Annotated in this window: 23 protein-coding genes; 8 read left to right on the top strand and 15 right to left on the bottom strand. The window is 62.8% G+C overall.

Annotated elements, in window-relative coordinates:
• Positions 1 to 18: 18 nt before the first annotated feature.
• The 3 genes from FHT87_RS17925 to FHT87_RS17935 all read right to left on the bottom strand — a co-directional run bounded on the left by FHT87_RS17925 (position 19) and on the right by FHT87_RS17935 (position 2,558).
• Positions 19 to 198 carry a hypothetical protein gene (locus FHT87_RS17925; RefSeq protein WP_183803693.1) on the bottom strand — a complete coding sequence of 60 codons (180 nt, stop codon included), beginning with the start codon at positions 196 to 198 and terminating at the stop codon, positions 19 to 21.
• Complete coding sequence (zigA, locus tag FHT87_RS17930) at positions 195 to 1,400, bottom strand: zinc metallochaperone GTPase ZigA (RefSeq protein WP_183736279.1); 1,206 nt, start codon at positions 1,398 to 1,400, stop codon at positions 195 to 197. The genes FHT87_RS17925 and zigA overlap by 4 nt, the downstream gene beginning before the upstream one ends.
• A gap of 177 nt (positions 1,401 to 1,577) precedes the next feature.
• Entirely contained in the window at positions 1,578 to 2,558 is a 981-nt protein-coding gene (locus FHT87_RS17935) for a zinc ABC transporter substrate-binding protein (protein WP_183736278.1), read from the bottom strand.
• Positions 2,559 to 2,660: 102 nt separating this feature from the next.
• Here FHT87_RS17935 and FHT87_RS17940 point away from each other — a divergent pair, with 102 nt between their 5' ends.
• From FHT87_RS17940 to FHT87_RS17950, 3 genes are read left to right on the top strand one after another with little or no spacing between them, the layout of a single operon-like run.
• On the top strand, positions 2,661 to 3,656 hold the full coding sequence (locus tag FHT87_RS17940) for a metal ABC transporter ATP-binding protein (protein ID WP_183736277.1): 996 nt from the start codon (positions 2,661 to 2,663) through the stop codon (positions 3,654 to 3,656).
• The gene (gene znuB / locus FHT87_RS17945) at positions 3,649 to 4,464 is read left to right on the top strand and encodes a zinc ABC transporter permease subunit ZnuB (RefSeq protein WP_183803695.1); all 816 of its coding nucleotides are present in this window, start codon (positions 3,649 to 3,651) and stop codon (positions 4,462 to 4,464) included. The genes FHT87_RS17940 and znuB overlap by 8 nt, the downstream gene beginning before the upstream one ends.
• Positions 4,461 to 4,859: a Fur family transcriptional regulator gene (locus FHT87_RS17950; protein ID WP_183736275.1), complete on the top strand. Its 399-nt coding sequence runs from the start codon at positions 4,461 to 4,463 to the stop codon at positions 4,857 to 4,859. Before znuB ends, FHT87_RS17950 begins: the two co-directional genes overlap by 4 nt.
• A gap of 43 nt (positions 4,860 to 4,902) precedes the next feature.
• Here FHT87_RS17950 and FHT87_RS17955 read toward each other — a convergent pair whose 3' ends face one another.
• The gene (locus FHT87_RS17955; RefSeq protein ID WP_183736274.1) at positions 4,903 to 5,649 is read right to left on the bottom strand and encodes an aminoglycoside phosphotransferase family protein; all 747 of its coding nucleotides are present in this window, start codon (positions 5,647 to 5,649) and stop codon (positions 4,903 to 4,905) included.
• Between the two features lie 201 nt (positions 5,650 to 5,850).
• On the opposite strand from FHT87_RS17955, the gene FHT87_RS17960 reads away from it, so the two are divergent.
• A complete protein-coding gene (locus FHT87_RS17960; RefSeq protein WP_183736273.1) occupies positions 5,851 to 6,591 on the top strand; it encodes a gamma-glutamylcyclotransferase in 741 nt (246 codons plus the stop codon).
• 59 nt (positions 6,592 to 6,650) lie between these two features.
• Here FHT87_RS17960 and FHT87_RS17965 read toward each other — a convergent pair whose 3' ends face one another.
• Positions 6,651 to 7,682 (bottom strand): aldo/keto reductase, encoded by a 1,032-nt coding sequence (locus FHT87_RS17965; protein ID WP_183736272.1) that lies wholly within the window; start codon positions 7,680 to 7,682, stop codon positions 6,651 to 6,653.
• A gap of 172 nt (positions 7,683 to 7,854) precedes the next feature.
• Here FHT87_RS17965 and FHT87_RS17970 point away from each other — a divergent pair, with 172 nt between their 5' ends.
• Positions 7,855 to 8,475 carry a TetR/AcrR family transcriptional regulator gene (locus FHT87_RS17970; protein WP_183736271.1) on the top strand — a complete coding sequence of 207 codons (621 nt, stop codon included), beginning with the start codon at positions 7,855 to 7,857 and terminating at the stop codon, positions 8,473 to 8,475.
• 20 nt (positions 8,476 to 8,495) lie between these two features.
• Here FHT87_RS17970 and FHT87_RS17975 read toward each other — a convergent pair whose 3' ends face one another.
• From FHT87_RS17975 to FHT87_RS17985, 3 genes are all read right to left on the bottom strand, one after another.
• On the bottom strand, positions 8,496 to 9,461 hold the full coding sequence (locus tag FHT87_RS17975; protein ID WP_183736270.1) for a DMT family transporter: 966 nt from the start codon (positions 9,459 to 9,461) through the stop codon (positions 8,496 to 8,498).
• A gap of 103 nt (positions 9,462 to 9,564) precedes the next feature.
• The gene (locus FHT87_RS17980) at positions 9,565 to 11,055 is read right to left on the bottom strand and encodes a L,D-transpeptidase family protein (RefSeq protein ID WP_183736269.1); all 1,491 of its coding nucleotides are present in this window, start codon (positions 11,053 to 11,055) and stop codon (positions 9,565 to 9,567) included.
• 248 nt (positions 11,056 to 11,303) lie between these two features.
• Entirely contained in the window at positions 11,304 to 11,954 is a 651-nt protein-coding gene (locus FHT87_RS17985; protein WP_183803697.1) for a dihydrofolate reductase family protein, read from the bottom strand.
• A gap of 208 nt (positions 11,955 to 12,162) precedes the next feature.
• Here FHT87_RS17985 and FHT87_RS17990 point away from each other — a divergent pair, with 208 nt between their 5' ends.
• Positions 12,163 to 12,921 carry a prolyl oligopeptidase family serine peptidase gene (locus FHT87_RS17990; RefSeq protein WP_183736268.1) on the top strand — a complete coding sequence of 253 codons (759 nt, stop codon included), beginning with the start codon at positions 12,163 to 12,165 and terminating at the stop codon, positions 12,919 to 12,921.
• A gap of 16 nt (positions 12,922 to 12,937) precedes the next feature.
• On the opposite strand, the gene FHT87_RS17995 is transcribed toward FHT87_RS17990, so the two are convergent.
• The 5 genes from FHT87_RS17995 to FHT87_RS18015 all read right to left on the bottom strand — a co-directional run bounded on the left by FHT87_RS17995 (position 12,938) and on the right by FHT87_RS18015 (position 18,366).
• Entirely contained in the window at positions 12,938 to 14,419 is a 1,482-nt protein-coding gene (locus FHT87_RS17995; protein ID WP_183736267.1) for an MDR family MFS transporter, read from the bottom strand.
• A gap of 245 nt (positions 14,420 to 14,664) precedes the next feature.
• Positions 14,665 to 15,855 (bottom strand): helix-turn-helix domain-containing protein, encoded by a 1,191-nt coding sequence (locus tag FHT87_RS18000; RefSeq protein ID WP_183736266.1) that lies wholly within the window; start codon positions 15,853 to 15,855, stop codon positions 14,665 to 14,667.
• 167 nt (positions 15,856 to 16,022) lie between these two features.
• Entirely contained in the window at positions 16,023 to 17,159 is a 1,137-nt protein-coding gene (locus tag FHT87_RS18005) for a hypothetical protein (protein ID WP_183736265.1), read from the bottom strand.
• A 112-nt stretch (positions 17,160 to 17,271) separates the two neighbouring features.
• Positions 17,272 to 17,535 (bottom strand): DUF982 domain-containing protein, encoded by a 264-nt coding sequence (locus FHT87_RS18010; RefSeq protein ID WP_183736264.1) that lies wholly within the window; start codon positions 17,533 to 17,535, stop codon positions 17,272 to 17,274.
• Between the two features lie 630 nt (positions 17,536 to 18,165).
• Positions 18,166 to 18,366 (bottom strand): hypothetical protein, encoded by a 201-nt coding sequence (locus FHT87_RS18015; protein ID WP_183736263.1) that lies wholly within the window; start codon positions 18,364 to 18,366, stop codon positions 18,166 to 18,168.
• 190 nt (positions 18,367 to 18,556) lie between these two features.
• Here FHT87_RS18015 and FHT87_RS18020 point away from each other — a divergent pair, with 190 nt between their 5' ends.
• Together FHT87_RS18020 and FHT87_RS18025 are read left to right on the top strand one after the other, a co-directional pair.
• Complete coding sequence (locus FHT87_RS18020) at positions 18,557 to 18,787, top strand: hypothetical protein (protein WP_246698262.1); 231 nt, start codon at positions 18,557 to 18,559, stop codon at positions 18,785 to 18,787.
• 135 nt (positions 18,788 to 18,922) lie between these two features.
• Positions 18,923 to 19,153 carry a hypothetical protein gene (locus FHT87_RS18025; RefSeq protein ID WP_007817645.1) on the top strand — a complete coding sequence of 77 codons (231 nt, stop codon included), beginning with the start codon at positions 18,923 to 18,925 and terminating at the stop codon, positions 19,151 to 19,153.
• Positions 19,154 to 19,406: 253 nt separating this feature from the next.
• On the opposite strand, the gene FHT87_RS18030 is transcribed toward FHT87_RS18025, so the two are convergent.
• A complete protein-coding gene (locus tag FHT87_RS18030; RefSeq protein WP_183736262.1) occupies positions 19,407 to 20,042 on the bottom strand; it encodes a DUF1109 domain-containing protein in 636 nt (211 codons plus the stop codon).
• On the bottom strand, positions 20,029 to 20,595 hold the full coding sequence (locus FHT87_RS18035) for a sigma-70 family RNA polymerase sigma factor (RefSeq protein ID WP_183803700.1): 567 nt from the start codon (positions 20,593 to 20,595) through the stop codon (positions 20,029 to 20,031). The genes FHT87_RS18030 and FHT87_RS18035 overlap by 14 nt, the downstream gene beginning before the upstream one ends.
• Positions 20,596 to 20,598 lie beyond the last annotated feature (3 nt).

Below are 20,598 nucleotides of genomic sequence, written 5' to 3' on the forward strand. Positions count from 1 at the left end.
CTGAATAGACCTGTCGATTTAGTTCTGTCGCCGCGACGGCATCACCCGCTCGGCGATCATACCGAACAACCCCTTCGGCTTTCGCGCCTCGCTCTCCGCCGTATCCCCATAGGTCAGGGGATGCAGCCCCTCGATCGGCGGCAGCGGTTCGCACTCGATGCACAGGCACCGGTAGGGTTTGATTGCCGTTGCCCTCATGCTGCCTGCGGGCTCCAGCCGACGAACGGATCCGGCAGGTTGCGCCAGCGTTCGGGCGTGAAGGCGTCGCTTTCGATCAGACAAGCGTCGAGCTCTGCGCGAATCCAGCTCTCATCCATCGGGTCGGCACCGATGAAGACGATTTCCTGGCGGCGGTCGCCCCAGATGGGGTCGAGGTAGGGACCGATGGCACGGAGGAAGGCAGGTTCCCCAGGCCATTGTTCGCGCGGGACGGCCGCCCACCAGAGGCCCATCTTGCTGGTGCGCACGATCGCGCCGGCTTGGCTGATTTCGCCGACGTAATGCGGGCGGGTGGCGAGCCAGAAGAAGCCCTTGGCGCGCACGATGCCCGGCCAGCTTTTGTCGAGGAAGGCCTGCAGTTTCGCGGGGTGGAAGGGGCGCCTCTCGCGGTAGACGAAGGAGCGGATGCCGTATTCCTCGGTTTCCGGCACATGGTCCTTGAAGCCGTGCAGTTCCTTGTACCAGAGCGGATGGGTCTCGGCCCTGTCTATATCGAAGCGGCTGGTTCCGAGCACATCCTTCAGCGCGACCTTGCCGAAATCCGTTTCGATGATACGGGCATCCGGGTTGAGGCCGGTGATGATCTTGCGAGCCGCATCGCGTTGCTCTTCGCTTGCCGCGCCGATCTTGTTCAGCACGACGATATCGGCAAATTCGATCTGTTCGACGAGGAGATCGATGATCGTCCTGTTGTCGCCGTCGCCGGCGGTTTCGCCGCGGTCGGCGAGGAAGTCGGCCGAGGCGTAATCGGCGAGCAGATTGGCGGCATCGACGACGGTGATCATCGTATCGAGGCGGGCGACATCCGAGAGGCTGAGTCCATTCTCGTCGCGGAATTCGAAGGTGGTGGCGACGGGCAGGGGCTCGGCAATGCCGGTCGATTCGATCAGCAGGTAATCGAAGCGACCCTGTTCGGCGAGCTGGCGGACTTCCTTCAGCAGATCGTCGCGCAGCGTGCAGCAGATGCAGCCATTGGTCATTTCCACCAGCTGCTCTTCGGTGCGCGAGAGATTGGCGCCGCCATCGCGCACCAGCGCGGCGTCGATATTCACCTCGCTCATATCGTTGACGATGACGGCGACGCGCATGCCCTCGCGATTTGCGAGCACGTGATTGAGCAGCGTCGTCTTGCCGGCGCCGAGGAAGCCGGAGAGCACGGTAACGGGCAGCCTGTTGTCCATGATGTAATCCTTTATGTTATAACGTAACATTAATAGATAGCAAAAAAAGGCGGAACGGGGGTGTCGCCGCCTTCTTTCGCCGCAGCGCTCGCGGGGCGGGCTGCAAGTCCGAAGGGAAGCGTTGAGACGCTCCCTTCCTGATAGAGCGGCGCATATTCCTGTCGAGGATCGTTCGGATTATGCGCTGGCGAGGCAATTCCTCATGCTGTCGGCAATGCCGCGCATGAGGGTGAAATAAAGCTCCGGGCCGGCGGGCAGGGTGGCGGCTTCGGGGTCCAGCACGCCCGACTTCGCCTTTGTGCCTTCGATGACGACATTGACGAGGCGCGGCTCGAATTGCGGCTCTGCGAAGACGCAGGTTGCGCCGAGGTCGCCCACCTTCTTGTGGATCTCTGAGACACGCTCGGCGCCCGGAATGGTCTCGGGACTGACGGTAATCGAGCCGGCGACGCGGATATGGTAGCGATGTTCGAAGTACTGGTAAGCATCGTGGAAGACGATGAAGGGCTTGTCCTTCACCGGTGACACGGTGGCGGCAATTTCCTTGTCCAGCGCATCGAGCTTGTCATCCAGCGACTTGGCATTGGCCTCATAGGTCAGCGCATTGGCCGGATCGGCGGCGACCAGCGTGGTGGTGATCTCGGCGGCCATGGCTTTGGCATTGACAGGGTCGAGCCAGAGATGGGTGTCGAAGGCGCCGTGCCCATGGTCATGGTCGCCTTCGGCCTCTTCATGAGCATGGTCGTGACCGGCCTCGGCGCTTTCATGTTCGTCGCCATCGTCGTGGGCCTCGAACGCCCCGCCTTCGCGGAAGGGCAGCTTCACCAGACCCGGCGCGTCGTCGAGCTGGGCGACGATCGCGTCGGAACCCAGCGATTGCAGCGGCTTTTCGAGGAAGGCTTCGAGGCCGGGGCCGACCCAGAAGATCACCTTGGCATCCTGCAAGGCGCGGGCATTGGAAGGTTTGAGATTATAGGTATGCGGGGAGGCCGCGCCATCGACGATGAGCTCCGGCTTGCCGACACCTTGCATGATGGCCGAAACCAGCGAATGGACCGGCTTGATCGAGGTGACGACCACAGGGGCATCGGCGGCCTGGAGGGACCCGGCGAAAAGGAAGGCCGGGATTGCGAGGGTAAGGCCCATCGCCAGTTTCATCAGCATGCTCCGCTTGAATTGCAATTGTTATGTTATTACATCAATTGCGTTATGCTATAACGTGTGCAATAGCAGGACGCAACAGCACTTTCGGAAAATTTGATGCTTTCTCCCGCAAATAGCCCCGCCGGCAGCAGGGCCGAACCGCTGGTTTCACTCGACAATGTCGGCATTAGCCGCGGCGGCCGCTGGCTGGTGCGCGGTGTGGATTTCTCCGTTTCGCGCGGCGAGATCGTCACGCTGATCGGCCCGAACGGCTCCGGCAAATCGACGAGCGCCAAGGCGGCGATCGGCGTGCTGAAGCCGGACGAGGGCAGGGTGAGCCGCATCGCTGGCCTCAAGGTCGGCTATGTGCCGCAGAAGCTTGCGATCGACTGGACGCTGCCGCTTTCCGTACGCCGTCTGATGACGCTGACCGGGCCGCTGCCCGAGGCCGATATCATGGCCGCTCTCGAAGCAGCGGGCATGGTGCATATGCTGGATGCGCAGGTGCAGCATCTCTCCGGCGGCGAATTCCAGCGGGCGCTGATGGCGCGCGCCATTGCCCGCAAGCCGGATCTTCTGGTTCTCGACGAGCCGGTGCAGGGTGTGGATTTTGCCGGCGAGATCGCGCTCTACGATCTCATCAAATCGATCCGCAATACGACCGGCTGCGGCATCCTCTTGATCTCGCACGACCTGCACGTCGTCATGGCGGAGACGGATACCGTCATCTGCCTCAACGGCCATGTCTGCTGCCGCGGCACGCCGCAGACGGTGAGCCAGAGCCCGGAATATGTGCGCCTCTTCGGCAGCCGCGCAGCGCAGACGCTTGCCGTCTACAGCCACCATCACGATCATACGCATCTGCCCGACGGACGCGTGCTGCATGAAGACGGCTCGGTGACGGATCATTGCTATCCCGAGGATGGGCATCATCATGATCACGGGCATGATCATGCGCATTCGCACGATCACGCGGACGCTCATGCCCATGCGCACGCTGACGGGGATGATGCCCACGGGCATGCGCATGCGGAGGCTCACGCCCACGCACATACGCATTTCCAGAGCGGGGCGCAGAGCGTGACCAACAACGGGGAGAACCGTCATGCTTGACGATTTCTTCGTGCGCGCCATTCTCGCCGGTGTCGGCCTGGCGCTGACGACCGGGCCGCTCGGCTGTTTCATCATCTGGCGTCGCATGGCCTATTTCGGCGATACGATCGCCCATTCGGCGCTGCTCGGTGTAGCGCTCTCGCTGCTCTTCGATTTCAACCTTACGCTTGCCGTCTTCGTCGTTGCCGCTGCCGTCTCGATCCTGCTGCTCTTCCTGCAGAAGCGTCAGGCGCTGTCGGCCGATGCGCTGCTCGGCATCCTCTCGCATGCGACGCTCGCCATCGGCCTCGTCATGGTCGCCTTCATGAGCTGGGTGCGCATCGATCTCATCGCCTTCCTGTTCGGCGATATTCTGGCGGTTTCGACCACCGATATCGCGCTCATCTGGGGCGGCGGTATCTTCGTACTGGCGGCGATCGCCTGGCTGTGGCGGCCGCTGCTCGCAGCCACCGTCAATCCGGAACTTGCCGAGGCCGAGGGCCTGCAGCCGGAGCGGGCGCGGCTGTTCTTCATGCTGCTGATGGCCGTCGTCATCGCCATCGCCATGAAGATCGTCGGCATCATGCTGATCACGTCGCTGCTGATCATTCCGGCGGCGACCGCCCGGCGCTTCTCTTCGACGCCGGAACTGATGGCCGTGTTTGCCTCGCTGATCGGCGCGGTTGCCGTTGTCGGCGGGCTTTTCGGCTCGCTGACCTATGACACGCCATCCGGCCCGTCGATCGTCGTCGCGGCCCTCATTCTCTTCATTCTGAGCCTGCTTCCCGCCTGGCGCGGGCGCAGGGACCTGCAAGGACAAGGCTCATGAACGCACCTCAGCTCACCCGCAATCAGGCGCTCGTTTTCGACGTGCTCGAAAAGGCCGAGGGACCGCTCAGCGCCTATACGATCCTCGACAAGCTGCGCGACCAGGGTTTTCGCGCGCCGCTGCAGGTCTACCGGGCGCTGGAAAAGCTGCTCGAATATGGCGTCGTGCACCGGCTCGAAAGCATCAATTCCTTCGTCGCCTGCGCCCATCCAGGCGAGGACTGCCACAGCCATGGCATCGTTGCCTTCGCGATCTGCGAAAGCTGCGGACAGGTGATCGAGTTCCACGACCACGAGGTGGATCACCGCCTGATGAGCTGGGTGCGCAGCCAGAAATTCAAGCCGGCGAAGACGACGATCGAAATCCGTGGCACCTGCGAGGCTTGTGCTGCCTGATTTGCCTGCAGCAGCGCCAGCCTTCCGTCAGGGCGCGCCCTGCCTATACGCCGGCAGGCGCCAGTGCTGCCAGGTGCAGAAGGTCCTCGTTCTCCTCAGCCACATCCTCGGCAAGGCGGGCGGCTGCGACCACAGGGAGCCAGGCAAAGACCTCGTCCGGGGTCAAATCGTCCGCCTTCGCATAGGTGACGACATAGGCCTCGGCGATTGCCGGAAGCGAGCGGCGCATCAGGAGGTAGGTGCGGCAGACATCGGCGGCCGGATTGCCGCTGCAGGCATCCAGCCAGTCGACGATCATCACGTCTTCACCGGAGCCCAGGATATTCCAGGGGTGGAAGTCGCCGTGGCAGACATTGTCGCCATCGGGCAGGGCGGCAAGTGTCAGAAGCAGCCGGTCGCGCAGGTCCGGGGTGAGTCGTTCGGCGCGCTCGATATTGGCCGACAGTCTTGATTTCAATGAGGGAAGGCCGGTGCCGGGCTCGCGGTGCAGGCGCTGATGGAGTGCTGCCATCTCCCTGATGGCCGACAGCGGTGGTTCCGGCATCATCTCATCGGCAAGGCTCGTGCCGGTCGCCCGATCCATGAGCAGGCCCCATCGGCCGTGATAATCGCCGACGACATGGATTCTGGGCGCGGGCAGGGAGAGCCGCTCGACGATCGCCAGATTGGCGGCCTCGCGGAAGGCCGGGGCCTTCGGGCGGCCGGGCCTGTAGAGCTTCAGCGCCAGCGTGCCATGTTCATAGACTTCCGCTTCCTTGCCGGCGCCGAGCAGACGGCCGATTTCGCTCATGTCGGGCTCCCGTTCATTGTGTGCCTTCCAGAGCGATGTGGTGCTGATCTTTGTGGCGGGAAGGGGGAGGCACGAGCATCGATTGTTGCGGCTGCGGAGACACTGTGTCTGTGCCGGCAGGCTTTATCCCGCGCGCCAGGCGTGGATGATGGCCGCGAAACAGGGCCATGCTGATATCAACGGCCTGTCATTGAGGGTGTCATGACGATCAACAACAAACACTCGGAAGCGGTCGCCTGTTGCGGCGAAGAAATCCTGTCGCGCGAGCTGCTGCTCAGCGGCACTTTCGCTGACCTGATTGCCGGGGAGGCGCCGTCGCTCAAACTTCTCAGCGACGAGGAGCGGCATGCATCTCTCGCATCGATACTTGCGGAGCGGCCGACGGGCGATGTCTGGATTTTCGCCTATGGTTCGTTGATCTGGAATCCGATCATTCTCAGCGTCGAAAGCCGGAAAGCCCGTGTCGAAGGCTGGCGCCGGTCCTTTTGCCTCGCCACCGTTTCCGGGCGGGGTTCGCCCGACAATCCAGGTCTCGTGCTCGGCCTTGATGCGGGCGGGGCCTGCGATGGGGTCGCCCTGCGCCTGGATGAAGCGGATCTTCTGCACGAACTCGAGTTGTTGTGGCGACGGGAGATGGTGGCCGAGGCCTATATTCCCCGCTGGGTCGACTTGCTCGATGAAGAGGGTACCCGCTTTGGAAGCGGCATTGCTTTCACCATGAACCCGCTTGCAAATACATATGCGGGCGGGCTTTCCCGGGAGGCGACCATTCAACGGCTTGCCACGGCTTCGGGCAGTATCGGCAGTTCGGCCGATTATCTGTTTCGCACGCGTGAAGGCTTGAGGGCGCTCGATATGTGGGACGAGTTTCTGGAGGAGCTCGCCATCGAGGTGGAGGAGGCGCAACGCAGGCTGTCGCAGTTACCTTCCGAGGCGGTTTGATCCGCCGTTGTGCTGAAGGCTCCGCGGGAATAGCGGAGCCTTCAGACCTGTTTTACCGATCAGCCGGCGGCGCGTTCGGCGGGCGGACGGCGCCGCAGGCTCGCGGTCTGGATCGCCGGGGTCTTATAGTTGGCTTCCAGCGGGCCGGTTTCGGTGCCCGGTGGTACGATGGCGTCGATGGCATCGAGCAGCTCGTCGCTCAGACGCACCTGCGCGCCGGCCAGGAGATCATTGAGCTGTTCCATGGTGCGCGGCCCGAGGATCGCCGACGTAACGCCCGGATGGGCGATGACGAAGGCAAGCGCCATGTGAGTGAGCGAGATGCCGGCACTTTCCGCGAGCGGAATGAGCTGCTCGACGGCATCGAGGCTGTTTTCATTCGACATTTGCTTGGGGAAATAAGCAACGCGGGTGCTGTCGGGCTGAGCTGCACCCCGGCGGTAGCGGCCGGTCAGCATGCCCATGGCGAGCGGGCTCCAGACGAGGGCGCCCATGCCGTAGCGTTCGAGCGTCGGCAGGACCTCGCGTTCGATGCCGCGATGCAGGATCGAATAGGGCGGCTGCTCGGTGCGGAAGCGGGCCAGCCCCCGCTTTTCGGCCACCCATTGCGCCTCGATGATATCGGAGGCGGGGAAGGTGGAGGAGCCGATGGCCCGGATCTTGCCTGCGCGCATCAGATCCGTGAGGGCCGAGAGCGTTTCTTCGATATCGGTGTCGGGGGCGGGGCGGTGCATCTGGAAGAGGTCGATATAATCGGTCTGCAGGCGGCGCAGCGAATCTTCCACCGCGCGATAGATCCAGCGGCGCGAACTGCCCTGCTGGTTCGGATCCTGGCCCATCGGGATGAAGCATTTGGTGGCGAGCACGACATTGTCGCGCCGGCCCTTCAGGGCTTTGCCGACGATCTCCTCGGATTCGCCGTGGCTGTACATATCGGCGGTGTCGATGAAGTTGATGCCGGTATCGAGCGCCTTGTGGATGATGCGGATGGAATCGTCATGATCGGCATTGCCGATCGCGCCGAACATCATGGCGCCAAGGCAATAGGGGCTGACCTTGATGCCGGTGCGGCCAAGGGGACGGTATTGCATCTTCGTTTCCTTTGAATCTTGAGCTGCCCGTAAGGGCAGGTTTTGAATCTGGCAAAAGCCCCGACGGCGGGCCTTGCATCTGGCAAAGCCGCGCCGAACAGGGTATAAAGGCGCATCCGGAACGCGGTTCCGTTTATACGGAACAATGTTCCGCTTTGCAAGAGGTGTTGATATGACCAGCGGGACGGACAGTCCGGGCGAGGCGCGTGAGACTGATAGCGGCCATGACAGGCCTGTGCGCGCGGATGCGCGGCGCAACCTGGATCTGCTGCTGAAAGCCGCCTTGGATGTATTTGCCACCTCCGGCGTCGATGCGCCGGTGCGCGAGATCGCGGAAAAGGCCGGCGTTGGCGTCGGCACGGTCTACCGCCATTTTCCGCAGCGCTCGGACCTCATCAAGGCGGTCGTGCGCAACGAGATGGATGCCTGCGCCGATGCTGCCATAACACTCGCCGCCGAAAATGAGCCGGGCGAGGCGCTGTCGCGCTGGATGCAGCGCTTTGCCGATTTCATCATGGCCAAGCGCGGCCTTGCCGCAGCTTTGCATTCCGGCGACCCGGCCTATCAGGCGCTGCCGGCCTATTTCGACGAGCGCATGATCCCGGCTTTGCAGGGACTGCTGGATAGAGCCGTTGCGGTGGGCGCGGCACGCGGCGATGTGGAAGCGAGCGAGCTCCTGCGCGCCGGCGCGCAGCTTTCCAATCTCGGGCAGGGCGATGACCCGGCGGCGACGCGGCGGATGATTGCGCTGCTGGTGGACGGACTGCGCTATGGGGCGGGTGTGAAGAGCTGAGGGTTCTGCACGCGCCGCCTTCAGGCGGCTGCGGCCTTTGCCTTCGGTTTCAGCAAAATGATCAGCAGCAATCCGGCGATGATGAGGGCGGCACCTTCGAGATGATAGGTCTGCAGTTTCTCGCCGAGGATGAAATAGGCGAGCACGGCGATGAAGATCGTCTGGATGTAGAGGAGCACGCCGGCGCGCGCAGCCCCCAGCGCCTCGATGCTTCGGTTGAAGAGATAATACATGAGCGCGCCGCCGGGGATCGCGACATAGGCGAGTGCGATGAGGCCGCTCGTATTCAGCGTCGTGCGTTCGTCGACGGCGAGTTCGTAGAGGTAGAAGGGCAGGGCTGTCAGCGCGGCGGCACCGAGCAGCAGGACGAGCAGCGCGAGCCGGTTCAAGTCGAATTTCGCGCGGCGCAGCAGTACCGTGTAGAGGCTGAAGCAGAAGGCGCCGGCGACGATCCAGAGTTCGCTCGGATTGAAGTCGAGGCGCAGAAGTGCTGCCGGGCTGCCCTTGACGATGATGATGAGGATGCCGAGGAAGGCGAGGATGGAGCCGGCCACCTGCCAGCTTCCCATCGGCTCTGCCAGCATCAGGCGGGCGAGGATCATGGTGATGATCGGGATCAGCGCGATGATGATGCCGGCGGTGGTGGCATCGGCATGTTGAAGGCCGACGAAGATCAGGCCCTGACAGATGGCCAGTCCCATGCCGCCGATGAAAAGCAGCTCCAGGCCGCGTGCCCGCACCAGTGCGAGCATCGCGGAAAAATGGTGGCGCACGATCGGCAGCATGATCGCGAAGGCGATGAGCACGCGCCAGAAGCAGAGCGCCCAGGGCGGCATTTCGGCGGAGACCCATTTGGCTGCGATGTAGACGCCGGCTGACAAAAGCCAGCAGAGGACGCCTACGGAATAGGCTCCCGCAAGCGAACCGCCTGCCGCCTGTTCCGTCCCGACAGTATCACGATGGACTGCCAAGACATGTATCGCCATCGGCTAGTTATGCCACAGTTGTCGGGCGCCGCACAGGTGGGGGTGTGGCTTTGCCGTCTCTGCACAGGCGGACGGTTGGCTCAGGCCTTGATCGTTCCTCTGTCTATGACTGCGCGCGGCTCGCGGTCGTGGCCGAAATCGCCGACAAGGTCTGTGCGTCGCGGCCGTAGATATCGTCGAAATAGTGGATGACGCCATCGTCGGTCGGCCATGCAGTGAAATAGGAGACGTAGACCGGAACCTGTTCCGGAACCGGCATGTCCTTCTTGGCACCATCCGCGATCTGCTGATCGACGAACTCGACCGAGGTCTTCAGGACGGCGGCTGCCATCGCCTTGGGGTTTTCCAGGCGCACGCATCCGTGGCTGAACATGCGGTCCTGCGAGGCGAATTTGCCGCGGGCAGGGGTGTCGTGCATGTAGATGTCGTGCGAATTGGGGAAGAGGATCTTCAGCTGTCCCAACGCATTGTCCGCTCCGGGCGGCTGGACGACGCCGATATTTTCGAGCGGCTGCGACCAGTCGACCTTGGCCGAGGGCATCGTCTTGCCCTTGACCGAGACGACATAGCCTTCCTTGTCCAGATAGGCGGGGTCGCGCTTCAGGTGCGGCAGCATCTCGTTGCGGATGATTGATTGCGGCACGCCCCAGTCGGGATTGAATTCGACCGTCTTGATCGAGGCATCGAAGAAATTCGTCTGGTGGTCCTGCTGGCCGATCACAGCCTTCATCGAGAGCGTTAGCGTACCGTTTTCATAATAATAGGCCATGTAGGCCGGCTGGTTGATGAACACGTATCGCTCGGGGAATTCCTGTGGCAGCCAGCGCATTTCCTCCATCGCCACGATCACCTTGTTGATGTTGGCGGCAGCATCGCCGCCCTGGCCTGAGGTGCGGAGATAATGCAGCTCGGCGGCGAGCTGGGCGAATTTCGGGTTGCTCGGTAGCAGGCGGTCGAAGACCACCATCAGATCAGGCGTGGCCGAGAGCTCAGCGATCGTGCCCTTCAGATCGACAGGCTTGCGCTTGAAATCATAATAATTCGACAGCTTGTTGGGATCGATGCGACCCCGGAAATTGTCCTGAAGGAACATCAGCATCTTGGCCGAGAGGGAGACTTCGAACTCGGCCAGCGCCTTTGCGCGGTCGCCCGCTCCCTGGGGAAGGGCAACGGCATAGTCGCCGGCATTCAATCCCCAGTCGTCAGCCTGTTTCAGAAGGCTGAGCGCCTGTGCGGCCTTGGGCGTCGGCCCCCTGCCGTCGACCCAGATGAGCTTTGCCTTCGGCTGGGCGTAATAGGCTTCGATCGCCTCGGCGATGTCGTTATTCATCGAAACCGTCAGGCCGCCCATTTCGTTCAGCACCTTGGCCTGATTGCCGCTGACTGAATCAAAGAGCGCTGACAGTGATGCACCCGTATCCTGCCGGACGATATGGGCGGGGCGGCGGGCCGGAACCGTATAGGCGGGCTTCGGGCTGGCCTGCGTGACCGGCGGCGCAGGCTGCGGCTCGGCGCGCACGGCAATTGCACTTCCCGAGAGCACCAGAAGGCCGGCGAGCGGTGCGATCCAGCGGGAAGATGTTCTCAGCGGCATTCTTATGTCCTTGAAATCCGATAAAATACTGTCACGCGCGGCGTTGGTCCGTGTGGGGCGAAGCCCGACTAGAACGCCAACATTCGGGCAGAAGATGGGCATTGAGCGTTTCCGGCAAGCCCATGGGTGACAGAAGTTGTTGGAACGAAATCACTTTTTCGACAGCGCGGAGCTTTCTAGTGCTGTCATTTCGATGGCTGCGGGATCGGGGTAGCCTGATCCCGCAGCCGCGACCGAGAAAGTACCGGCTACTGCCAGTTCCTGCGGCGTTCGAGCTCGGCCTCGGACGGTTGATCGGATGCGAACGAGCCCGCCCGGACTTCGCCGTTGCGCTCATAGGTCGCGACGATGACGCCGGTGCCCGATACCGCCGATCTCGTGAGCTTGAGGGCGCCGGGCATCGCGCCGCCCTCGAACAGTCGTTTGCCTTTGCCCAGGATCAGCGGGAAGGTCAGCACGGTCATTTCGTCGATCAGGTCGTTGGCAAGCAGCGTCTGGATGAGATTGCCCGATCCCTGGATGAGCAGGTCCGGCCCGTTCTCCTGTTTGATCTTGCGCAATGCCGCGACGATGTCGGGTCCCAGCGATTGCGAATTCTGCCAGGTGAGGGTTTCAGGCCGGTGCGTCGCGACATATTTCGTGGCGGGATTGAAGGCCTTGGCGATGTCGTCGTCCTGATAAGGCCAGTGGGCGGCGAAGATGTCGTAGGTTCGGCGGCCGAGCAGCAGCGCAAAGGGCTTTGCGAAGAGCTCGCCCATCACGGCTCCCATCGTATCGTCCGCGTAGGGAAATACCCAGCCACCGAATTTGAAACCGTTGACGGGGTCCTCGTCAGGGCCGCCGGGCGCCTGCATGACGCCGTCGAGGCTGACGAATGTGGAGGCGATGATCTTTCTCATGGGTGTCTCTCCTGTTGGTGATCCGCGCCATCAGGGGCCGGATCTCGGCCTTAGGACGAAACATGCGATGGCATGCCGACAAATCCCATCGAAATTTACGGGAGACTTGCCGGCCTGCGCGTGCGAATTTCGCCGGGCTGAGGAGCAGAAGGCAGCTGCCTGGGCGGCGAGGCCTGCTTCCGTGCAGGATGCGAGGGTGAGGGTGAACATGCCTAATGTGACACGACATCTCATCGATAGGGGTGACGGGGCGCGTGTCGAGATTTTTCAGGCCCAGCCTGAGAGCAAAACACCCGAGGGAGCCATCCTGTTCGTCCACGGCAATCAGGGCGGCCGTCTCATTGGCGCGAAAGAGGCCGTCGATACGGGCGCGCTGCTTCGGTTCTGTTCCGGTTTGAATATCACCGCGGCGGCTGTCTCGCAGCCGGGCTTCGGGGCTTCGGATGGACCGGCGGATTTCTGCGGCCCGGATACCCAGCGGGCGATCATGGCCGCACTCTCCTTCCTGCGGCAGCAGCCTTGCGTCGATCCTGATCGTATCGTTCTCTATGGCAACAGTCGGGGGGCGGTTGCATCGGCGATGGTCGCAGCCCAGGTTCCCGATCTCAAAGCCGTCATTCTGCGCAGCGGCGTCTACGATCTCAAGGCGGCCTATGAGAGCAGTTCGAAAGGGCTGCGCTGGGTAATCGAGCAGGAGGCGGGCCTCACGAGCGGCGCCTTTCTGGCCCGCTCGGCCCTGCATCACGCGCAGAAAATCCGGGCGGAAACCCTGTTGCTGCACGGAAGGCTCGATGAGCGGGCTCCCATCGCCCAGGCCGAACGGTTCTCGAATGCCCTGTCGGATGCAGGCGTGCCGGTCATGCTCCACGTCTTCGAATGCGGGCATGACATTCCCCGGGAATATGCGCAGGTAGCGCAGCGCTCCTTTCTGCAAAGGATGTTCGATCCCGTCGTGACATACCATTGAGCCGGCGTGATGGGCCTCAATGGCCCATCGACTGACCCTCGGGCTGAGCGGGCGGGCGTCTGACGTAGAAAGACGCCACGACGGCTGCGAGCGAAATCAGCGCGCCGACGAAGAAGGCGGACTGCATGCCGCCGACGGTAGCCGTTGCGGCATCTGCTTCCCCTTGAGTCAGGATGCCGGCGCGCCAAGTCATGATGGCGACGTAAAGCGTTGTGCCGGCGGCGCCGGCGACCTGCTGGGTGGTGCCGATGATGGCGCTGCCGTGCGAATAGAGTTTCGGCGGCAGGGAGCCGAGGCTGACGGTGAAGAGCGGTGTGAACATCAGGGCAAGGCCGATGCTCATCACGATGTGCAAGCCGAGCACAACCCAGATCGGGGTCGTGACGGTGAGAAAGGTTAGGCCCCACATGACGGAGCTGAACAGGAGTGCGCCGGGGATGACGAGGCGGGCAGGGCCGTAGCGGTCGAACAGCCTGCCGACGAAGGGGGCACAGAGGCCCATGATCAGGCCGCCGGGCAGGAGGAGCAGGCCGGCCGTCAGGGTCGTCTGGCCGAGCACGGACAAGAGGTAGATCGGGATCAGGATGAAGACGCCGAACATCGACATCATCAGGATCGCCATCATGCCGGCGGCGATGGTGAAGGTCTTCGTCTGCAGAGTGCGCAGGTCGAGCAGCGCCCGCTCGTGCTTCTGGAGATGGATCTGCCGCCAGACGAAAACGGCGATGACGGCAGCACCCGCGGCGAGCATGACACGGGGATCGAGCGGCGTCGTGCCGGCTTCGGGCGCGCCGAGCTCGCTGATGCCGAAGACGAAGCTGCCGAAGCCGATGGCCGACAGCACGACCGAGATGACATCGAGCGGCGCCTTTGACGGCACGGTGACGTTCTCGATTTTCGAGGCGCCCAGCGCAAGGGCTGCGAGCGCGATCGGCAGCACCAGCAGGAAGAGCCAGCGCCAGTCGAGCGAGGAGAGGATAAGGCCGGAGATCGTCGGGCCGATGGCAGGTGCGACCGAGATGACGATGGAGATATTGCCCATCGTCTTGCCGCGCGAATGCGGCGGTACGAGGTTCATGATCGTCGTCATCAGGAGCGGCATCATGATCGCCGTGCCGGAGGCCTGAACGATGCGGCCGACGACCAGCATGGGAAAGCCGGGTGCGAGGGCGCAGACCAGCGTGCCGGCGGAAAAGAGCGACATGGCGAGGATGAAGACCGGCCGCGTGTTCAGCCGCTGCAGGAGAAAGCCGGTCACGGGAATGACGGTGGCCATGGTCAGCATGAAGGCCGAAGTCAGCCATTGGGCGGAGCTTGCGGGGATCTTCAGATCGGCCATCAGGTGCGGGATCGCGACACCCATGATGGTCTCGTTGAGGATGACCACGAAGGCGGAGACGAGCAGCAGGCCGATCACCAGCCTGTTGCGGGCGCTATGGTCTTCGACCGGCAGTTCGGCCTGTTCTTCGATCTCTGAAAGCAGGGGTTCGCTGGTCATGGTGTTCCTGTATCCATATCTGAAAGAAAGGGTGCTGCCTTAAGACGAAAGTGCCGGGCTGATTGCGACACGGGTATGCTTATTTCCTATGTCTTTATGCAATCGGTCGGATGCAAGGCGAAATTTTACGGGAATGCTGATTCGGGTTGCTTCGTTTTGCCGTGGGATACCCCCCTCTGCCCTGTGTCCAGCCGATAGATGGGTAACAGATTGAACCGGATAGATGGGTTACAGTTTTCCCCCCTTTAACCAGTGTCCGCCCCTGCGCCGGCTGGCCGGGGTTGCAGGGCGCTGGGGCGGACAAGCTGCTTGCTCTTCCTGTCGATGATGCCGAGCGGATGGGCATAAAAGCGCAGCGTCCAGGCTCCGGCTTGGCTCTCCTCGATCGCCACGGCTTCGCCGGCCAGCGCCGCAGCGACATAGACGAGGCCGCCGCTCCATTTGATCTCGCCATTGGAGCGCACCCGGCGCACCGCCGCCTCGGCCGGATAGTCCGGTTCAGGCAGGCGGTCGGGCAGGCGCCGCGGTGACGGCCGGTAGTGATCGGCAGGCACATCCATGGCGAGCGCCTCGTGCGGACGCTCGGCGTTGTAATTCTGGCGAAACGCGTCAAAGGCAGCCTGCTGCGCGCCATGGTCGGCCTCCGGCGCCTTGGCCAGCGGCAGCATCGTCAGATGGAAGCGTTCGTGGCGGCCGTTCTGCTGCGGCTTGCCCGGCTGGATGCGCTCCAGGCCGATGCCGAGCTTGATGAAGCGCACGGCAAGCGTCGTCAGCCCGGTGACGCCGACCGCCGCGAAGGGCGAACCGTTGTCGCTGCGAAAGCGCTCCGGCAGGCCATGCTCGGCAAACAGCCGCTCGAACACCGGCCAGGCCTCGCCTTCGGCCGGCCGCGCGCAGGCTTCCAGCGCCAGCAGAAAGCGGCTCGCCGTATCCATCACCGTCAGCGGCTCGCAGCCCCGCCCGTCGCCGGTCCGGAACCACCCCTTGTAATCGGCGCTCCACACCGCATTGGGTCCGCTGGCCGGCGCGAGCGGGCCGCAACCAGCCGCCCGCCAGCGATGCCGCCGGCGCCCGACCAGCCCGTGCCGCTTCAGGATCTCGCCCACCGTCGAGGCCGCCGGCCAGCAAAGCTGCGGCGCCGCCCGCTTCAGCCGCGCCAGCACCTTCTTCGGCCCCCACTGCGGGTGCGCCTCCTTCTCCGCCACAATCCGCGCCACCAGCTCCGCCGCCGTCGCCCGCCCATGCGCAAGCGGCGCCCGCGGCAGGTCGACAAGCCCCGCAGGCCCGAGCGCCCGATACCGCTCCAACCACTTGTAGCCCGTCTTGCGCGATATCCCATAGGCCGCGCACAGCTCCGTCATCGTCTCCTCGCCCGCAAGACACTCTCCAACAAAGCGCAACCGCTCGTCCATGATGCCAGTCTCTCTCCAAACCATCGCCGGGTCCTCCCGGCGCTCAGAGAACTGTCACCTATCTAAACGGTCCGTTCTGTTACCTATCTATCCGGGTCGGACACCTGCCGGACATCTCCCTCCTTGTGGGGGAGATGTCCGGCAGGACAGAGGGGGTATCCCACGGCAAAACCCAAAAGAGGCAACCTACCTCACCGCACCGCGGGCAATCCCCATTCGTCCAGCGAAAAGGCTTCGGCTGGCAAGCGCATCTCCGAGAGAGCGACGGCGCGACGGCGGAATGATGTGGCGGTGTAGGGGAGGGCCAAATTCATTCCGCTGATATCCAGCTTGAGCGGCAGCCCGTCGCGTGTGAGGCACTCCCTGTTTCCGGCGTCCTGAACTCCCGGCATCAGATCAAACCATTCGCAGCTCTCGCCGAGGACGGCTTCGGCCTTGCCGAGCGAGATCTTTCCGGTTGTCTCATCGAATTTGAAAGAGGCAGAGCCATCGTCTGTCGGACGCGCGGCCGTGAGCCTGCGATGGCCGCCTGCCTGCCGGTAGGAGATGCCCTGCGCTTCGAGCCTGTTCCAGATCTTGATGCTGACGGAGCCGCCTCCGTCCCGCTGTTCCCGGTAGTGCCAGGGATAATGCCGCAACAAGCGGATCGTCGAGCCGCTGACGGTCTCCAGCGTAATGTCGAAATCGGGCTGGGAAGGATCGGCATTATGGCTGCGGATCGGTCTGAGCCAGAATTCCGCTGTCAGGATTTCCGATGGCGGGTCAATCTCCGCGGGGGCGATGGCGCGGCGGTCGAGGCTGGTGAGGCGGGTGTGATAGATCGGCACGTCATTGGGAGCGAGCAGCCTTGTTTCGATGACGATGCCGTCGTCGGTGACGCAAGTCTGCTCTCGTGCGATGAATGTCCCGGGCGAGGGCGATTTGCTCGCCGTTTCGCGCCATCTGCAGCGTTCCCCGGCAACGGTAGAAACCTCTGCGAGTGGCTGGGGCGTTTCTGTTTTCGCGGCGTCCGGTTTTCGATCGCGAAGGAGAAGTTCCAGGAACGTGATCTGACCATCCGCCTGCCTGCTCCAGCGCAGAACGGGATCGTTGCTGGCCGGTCCGAAGCCGATGCTTTTCGTGCCGTCGCGCAGGGTCTCGCTCAGAAACATGCCGTCGTGATGGGTAATGGTGACGGTCGGATCGACCGGCTTGCCGTTCTTGTCGAGCGCCTGCGTGACGGCCACGTAGTCCGGCTGGACGGGGGAGGCATCGAGATTCGACTGCGCAACTGCGGCCGCGGCGAAGGCGATGCAGGCGATTGTGCCTGTTATTGCTGCTGTCTTCATTGCCTCTCGGATGTCAGAGCCGGCGCGCGTCATCGCGCCGCCGCCAGCAGATGACGGTTTTACCGAGAAAATCAATGCAGTCTATGGCTTTGGCCTCAATGGACGCCCCCCATCAATGAACGATGGTCAGCGCGGCAATGCCTGCCTCGTCGGCGGCGCGCAAAAATGCCTCCCGGAATTGCTCAGGAGCGACTTCTCCACAGATGGCGTCGATGCAGGCTTTGACGGCGATCATATATTCCTCGCCATCATCGAAAGGCCAGTCCCGGATCAGGAGATATGCGGCATCGCCGAGCGTACGCACGACGGTGTGCGTCTCCCGACCGCGCAAAACCAGCCCGACCGGCGCAAATGCCGATGACGTGTTCCAGCTCATTGTCCTCGACCCCTCAAGGCACGGAGATTGAGACCCTCAAACACACTATACGCGTGAATTATGAAATTCGGAATTGCGGAATGCGTGAATCTCGAGCGCGTGACATGTCTGCCACGTTAAAAAGAAAGGGCGCTCTACGACCTCATGTCGGAGCGCCCTGTGGCTGCGTCGGCGTCAGTTGCGGCGGAGGCCGACGGCAGGTGCGATTAGAAGACCGCATTTGGAACGAAATGGCAACGGCTGACGCCAAACTGCGCCTCAAGGCGACCTTCGATCCACAATGTTTCCACAGCTTATCCACAGGTGCGGTTCTATCTCCTCCCAACGCTTTCAACGACATGCGCCTGAAAGCGATCGGGCTCCTCCAGATGGGTGATGTGACCGGCCGATGACACCGGGAATATCTTCCAGACCAGCTGCCCCAAAGGCCACAATACCGGGGTATCGTGGCCCTCCCTCCTTGAGCGCTGGGCGGCGGACGCTCGGAGGTGGGAGGCGGCAGGCGTGCATGAGGGCCTGCCGCCTTCATCGCCACAATGCTGCGCCCTCGCAAACAAAAAGGACCCGCTCACTTGGGAGCGGGCCTCAGGGGTGCCCGGAGTCGGACGGGCATCTGGAAAAAGCGTTCGATCAGATATTGGCCGCAGCATAAACACTCCAGCTGTCCGGCATCTTCGACGCCGCAAAGGTGCCGTCGCTTGCGGAACGGGCGTGCCGACGGGCGGCAGCGTCGAGAAGCGCCTCAAAAGACGCCAGGCTGATCCTGTCGGCGCGAAGCATCTGGCGGATCATCGGGTCTCTCAGCATTTCCGATGGTGTCATCTCGTGCATGGTTATCCTCCCGTGACTGGTTTCCGATGCTTGCTGCATCTTAGACCCGTATTGCTATCAATGCATGTCGCGGCGATGGCGAAAAGACGGTAAATGAGGTTCATTCGGGTTAGCTCCAATGTGGGATTGGTCTGCCATTTTATCGAATGCTACCGTAGCGGCCGAGGTAACCGCAGTGGAGGAGGGCCACATGGAAGCCACGCAATGGGAAACCATGCATGTGGAAGCCAGGCATGACGACGCAAGGATGTTCGACGAGATCGTGATGGGTCTTGCCGCGCTCGGGGCCAAGATCGGCGAGATCAATGCCCGGCCCATGCCTTTCCTGGATCTCAACTATGCCGAGGCCGAACTGAAGGCCAGGCCGGCAAAGGTCCGCAAGCGGTTCGACAGGGTGAGAGCGACGAAACTGAGTGCCTAAGATCAGGCTTGGCAACGCAATTTTGACCATGTGCGTATTTTCCTGACGCTCGCTCACATTTTGTCGATTGCATGTGGATCGGAAAGCCGCTCTTCTTGTCATCCGCATCCCTAATTTAGAGATATCCTGACCATCATGAACCGCTACGATATCGAGCGCCGCAACGACGACGACTGGACTGTCATCGACCGGCTGACCGGCGCACCCGTGCCGCATCTGCCGGAAAAACTCGGAAGCAGGCTCGAAGCCCAGGCACTTGCCGATTTTCGCAACCGGCTGGCCATCCCGCAACAGGAGCGCATTCGCTCCCGCCTCGATACGCTGCGGCTCGCCTGGCAGGCGCTGACGGGAAAGCGGACGCGATAACAGCCGATGCGGTTACCGGGGCACAAAGAGGCCCGCCGAAGCGGGCCGAATTATTGGGAAATAACAGGCTGGATCGCACGACGCGCCGTGTGGTGCATGATTTTGTTGAGGGAAGCGCACCGTACGCTCCGCATGTCAGACTGAGATCGGGGCCGAAAGTTCCCGGCGGCCGATGCGTATTTTCGCTGCTGTCCCGCCTGATCGGCCGATGTCGATATCGACGTCTGGCGCGTCCTGAAGGAAGCCGCCGCCGTCACCAGCGGAGGATTTTTCGGCCCAGGAGGAAACCGGCTGCGGTCGCGACCAATATGCCGATCGAATACCATGCCGCCAGAAACAGCGGGCTGTCGTCGGGGCAATGCCAGGCGTAGATGGCGGCTGCGATGCCGCCGGCAGCAAGGCCTGCGACGGCGCCGGCCGTGCCCGGATTTTCCGGGGCGCCTTGCCGGACCGAGTAGAGGATGGCGGCTAGCGGAGCGATTGACAGCGTCGGCACGAAGAACAGGCAGAAGGCGGGGAACCGGCCCTCCATGCTGCTTGCCCAGGCCGTCTGCGGCACGACGAAGAGCTCGGTGACGATGCCGATGATGAGAACGGCAAGCGGCAGGACGAGCATCAGGGCGGCAGATTGCAGCGAGACGCCTGGCTTGCCGATGCGGAAGGCGAGGCGGGTGGCGGTGACGGCGAGCAGCAGGGTGAAGCCGAGCTTGAAGAGGACGCGCGGCGTCTCGATCATATCCGCCATATTCCTACGGATACCGAGGGTCGAGAGCAGCAGCGCGGCTGATATCACCACGCCGATGGCCAGCGCGATCAGGAAGACACGGCCGAAGCGGATGCGAACGCGTGCATCCTTTGCCAGCAGGTTGATCAGGTCATTCGTTTTCACGCGTATTGCTCCGATAGAGGGCCGCCAATCCCTTGAGCGCCCTGTGCAACGCCACCCGCACGGCGCCTTCCGTCATCTGTAGTCTCTCGGCCGTTTCGCGGATGCCGGCGCCGGCGAGCGAGATGGACCGGACGATTTCCCGCTGCGGGTCGCGCAGGCCTTCCAGCATGCGGTCGACATCGACGCGATCGGCGCCATCCTCGTGGTGGTCGGCTTCCAGCGTCTCCATCATATCCTCGATCGGCACGCTGACATGGCGGCCGCGGCGGCGCAGGCTGTCGATCAGCTTGTTGCGCACGATGGTCGATAGCCATGGGCCGATCGGCCGGGAGATATCCCAGGTCCCGCGCTTCAGGTGAACTGCCAGCAGAACTTCCTGCACCACGTCCTCAACCTCGCTCGGCGGGGCACCGAACTGGTCGCAGCGCCTGCGCGCAATCGACCGGAGATAGGGTGTCACGGCCTTCAGGAACCGGTCATAGGCCTTGATATCGCCGGCGATTGCCGCGCGCATCCAGGCCGCCCATTCCTCTTCACGGACCGAATGTTTCATCCG

The sequence above is a fragment of the Rhizobium sp. BK316 genome, assembly GCF_014193695.1.
Taxonomy (GTDB): Bacteria; Pseudomonadota; Alphaproteobacteria; order Rhizobiales; family Rhizobiaceae; genus Rhizobium.

Coding starts and splice junctions, on each gene's coding strand:
- FHT87_RS17925 (WP_183803693.1), bottom strand. CDS start 198: ATGAGGGCAACGGCAATCAAACCCTACCGGTGCCTGTGCATCGAGTGC.
- zigA (WP_183736279.1), bottom strand. CDS start 1,400: ATGGACAACAGGCTGCCCGTTACCGTGCTCTCCGGCTTCCTCGGCGCC.
- FHT87_RS17935 (WP_183736278.1), bottom strand. CDS start 2,558: ATGAAACTGGCGATGGGCCTTACCCTCGCAATCCCGGCCTTCCTTTTC.
- FHT87_RS17940 (WP_183736277.1), top strand. CDS start 2,661: ATGCTTTCTCCCGCAAATAGCCCCGCCGGCAGCAGGGCCGAACCGCTG.
- znuB (WP_183803695.1), top strand. CDS start 3,649: ATGCTTGACGATTTCTTCGTGCGCGCCATTCTCGCCGGTGTCGGCCTG.
- FHT87_RS17950 (WP_183736275.1), top strand. CDS start 4,461: ATGAACGCACCTCAGCTCACCCGCAATCAGGCGCTCGTTTTCGACGTG.
- FHT87_RS17955 (WP_183736274.1), bottom strand. CDS start 5,649: ATGAGCGAAATCGGCCGTCTGCTCGGCGCCGGCAAGGAAGCGGAAGTC.
- FHT87_RS17960 (WP_183736273.1), top strand. CDS start 5,851: ATGACGATCAACAACAAACACTCGGAAGCGGTCGCCTGTTGCGGCGAA.
- FHT87_RS17965 (WP_183736272.1), bottom strand. CDS start 7,682: ATGCAATACCGTCCCCTTGGCCGCACCGGCATCAAGGTCAGCCCCTAT.
- FHT87_RS17970 (WP_183736271.1), top strand. CDS start 7,855: ATGACCAGCGGGACGGACAGTCCGGGCGAGGCGCGTGAGACTGATAGC.
- FHT87_RS17975 (WP_183736270.1), bottom strand. CDS start 9,461: ATGGCGATACATGTCTTGGCAGTCCATCGTGATACTGTCGGGACGGAA.
- FHT87_RS17980 (WP_183736269.1), bottom strand. CDS start 11,055: ATGCCGCTGAGAACATCTTCCCGCTGGATCGCACCGCTCGCCGGCCTT.
- FHT87_RS17985 (WP_183803697.1), bottom strand. CDS start 11,954: ATGAGAAAGATCATCGCCTCCACATTCGTCAGCCTCGACGGCGTCATG.
- FHT87_RS17990 (WP_183736268.1), top strand. CDS start 12,163: ATGCCTAATGTGACACGACATCTCATCGATAGGGGTGACGGGGCGCGT.
- FHT87_RS17995 (WP_183736267.1), bottom strand. CDS start 14,419: ATGACCAGCGAACCCCTGCTTTCAGAGATCGAAGAACAGGCCGAACTG.
- FHT87_RS18000 (WP_183736266.1), bottom strand. CDS start 15,855: ATGGTTTGGAGAGAGACTGGCATCATGGACGAGCGGTTGCGCTTTGTT.
- FHT87_RS18005 (WP_183736265.1), bottom strand. CDS start 17,159: ATGAAGACAGCAGCAATAACAGGCACAATCGCCTGCATCGCCTTCGCC.
- FHT87_RS18010 (WP_183736264.1), bottom strand. CDS start 17,535: ATGAGCTGGAACACGTCATCGGCATTTGCGCCGGTCGGGCTGGTTTTG.
- FHT87_RS18015 (WP_183736263.1), bottom strand. CDS start 18,366: ATGCACGAGATGACACCATCGGAAATGCTGAGAGACCCGATGATCCGC.
- FHT87_RS18020 (WP_246698262.1), top strand. CDS start 18,557: ATGGAAGCCACGCAATGGGAAACCATGCATGTGGAAGCCAGGCATGAC.
- FHT87_RS18025 (WP_007817645.1), top strand. CDS start 18,923: ATGAACCGCTACGATATCGAGCGCCGCAACGACGACGACTGGACTGTC.
- FHT87_RS18035 (WP_183803700.1), bottom strand. CDS start 20,595: ATGAAACATTCGGTCCGTGAAGAGGAATGGGCGGCCTGGATGCGCGCG.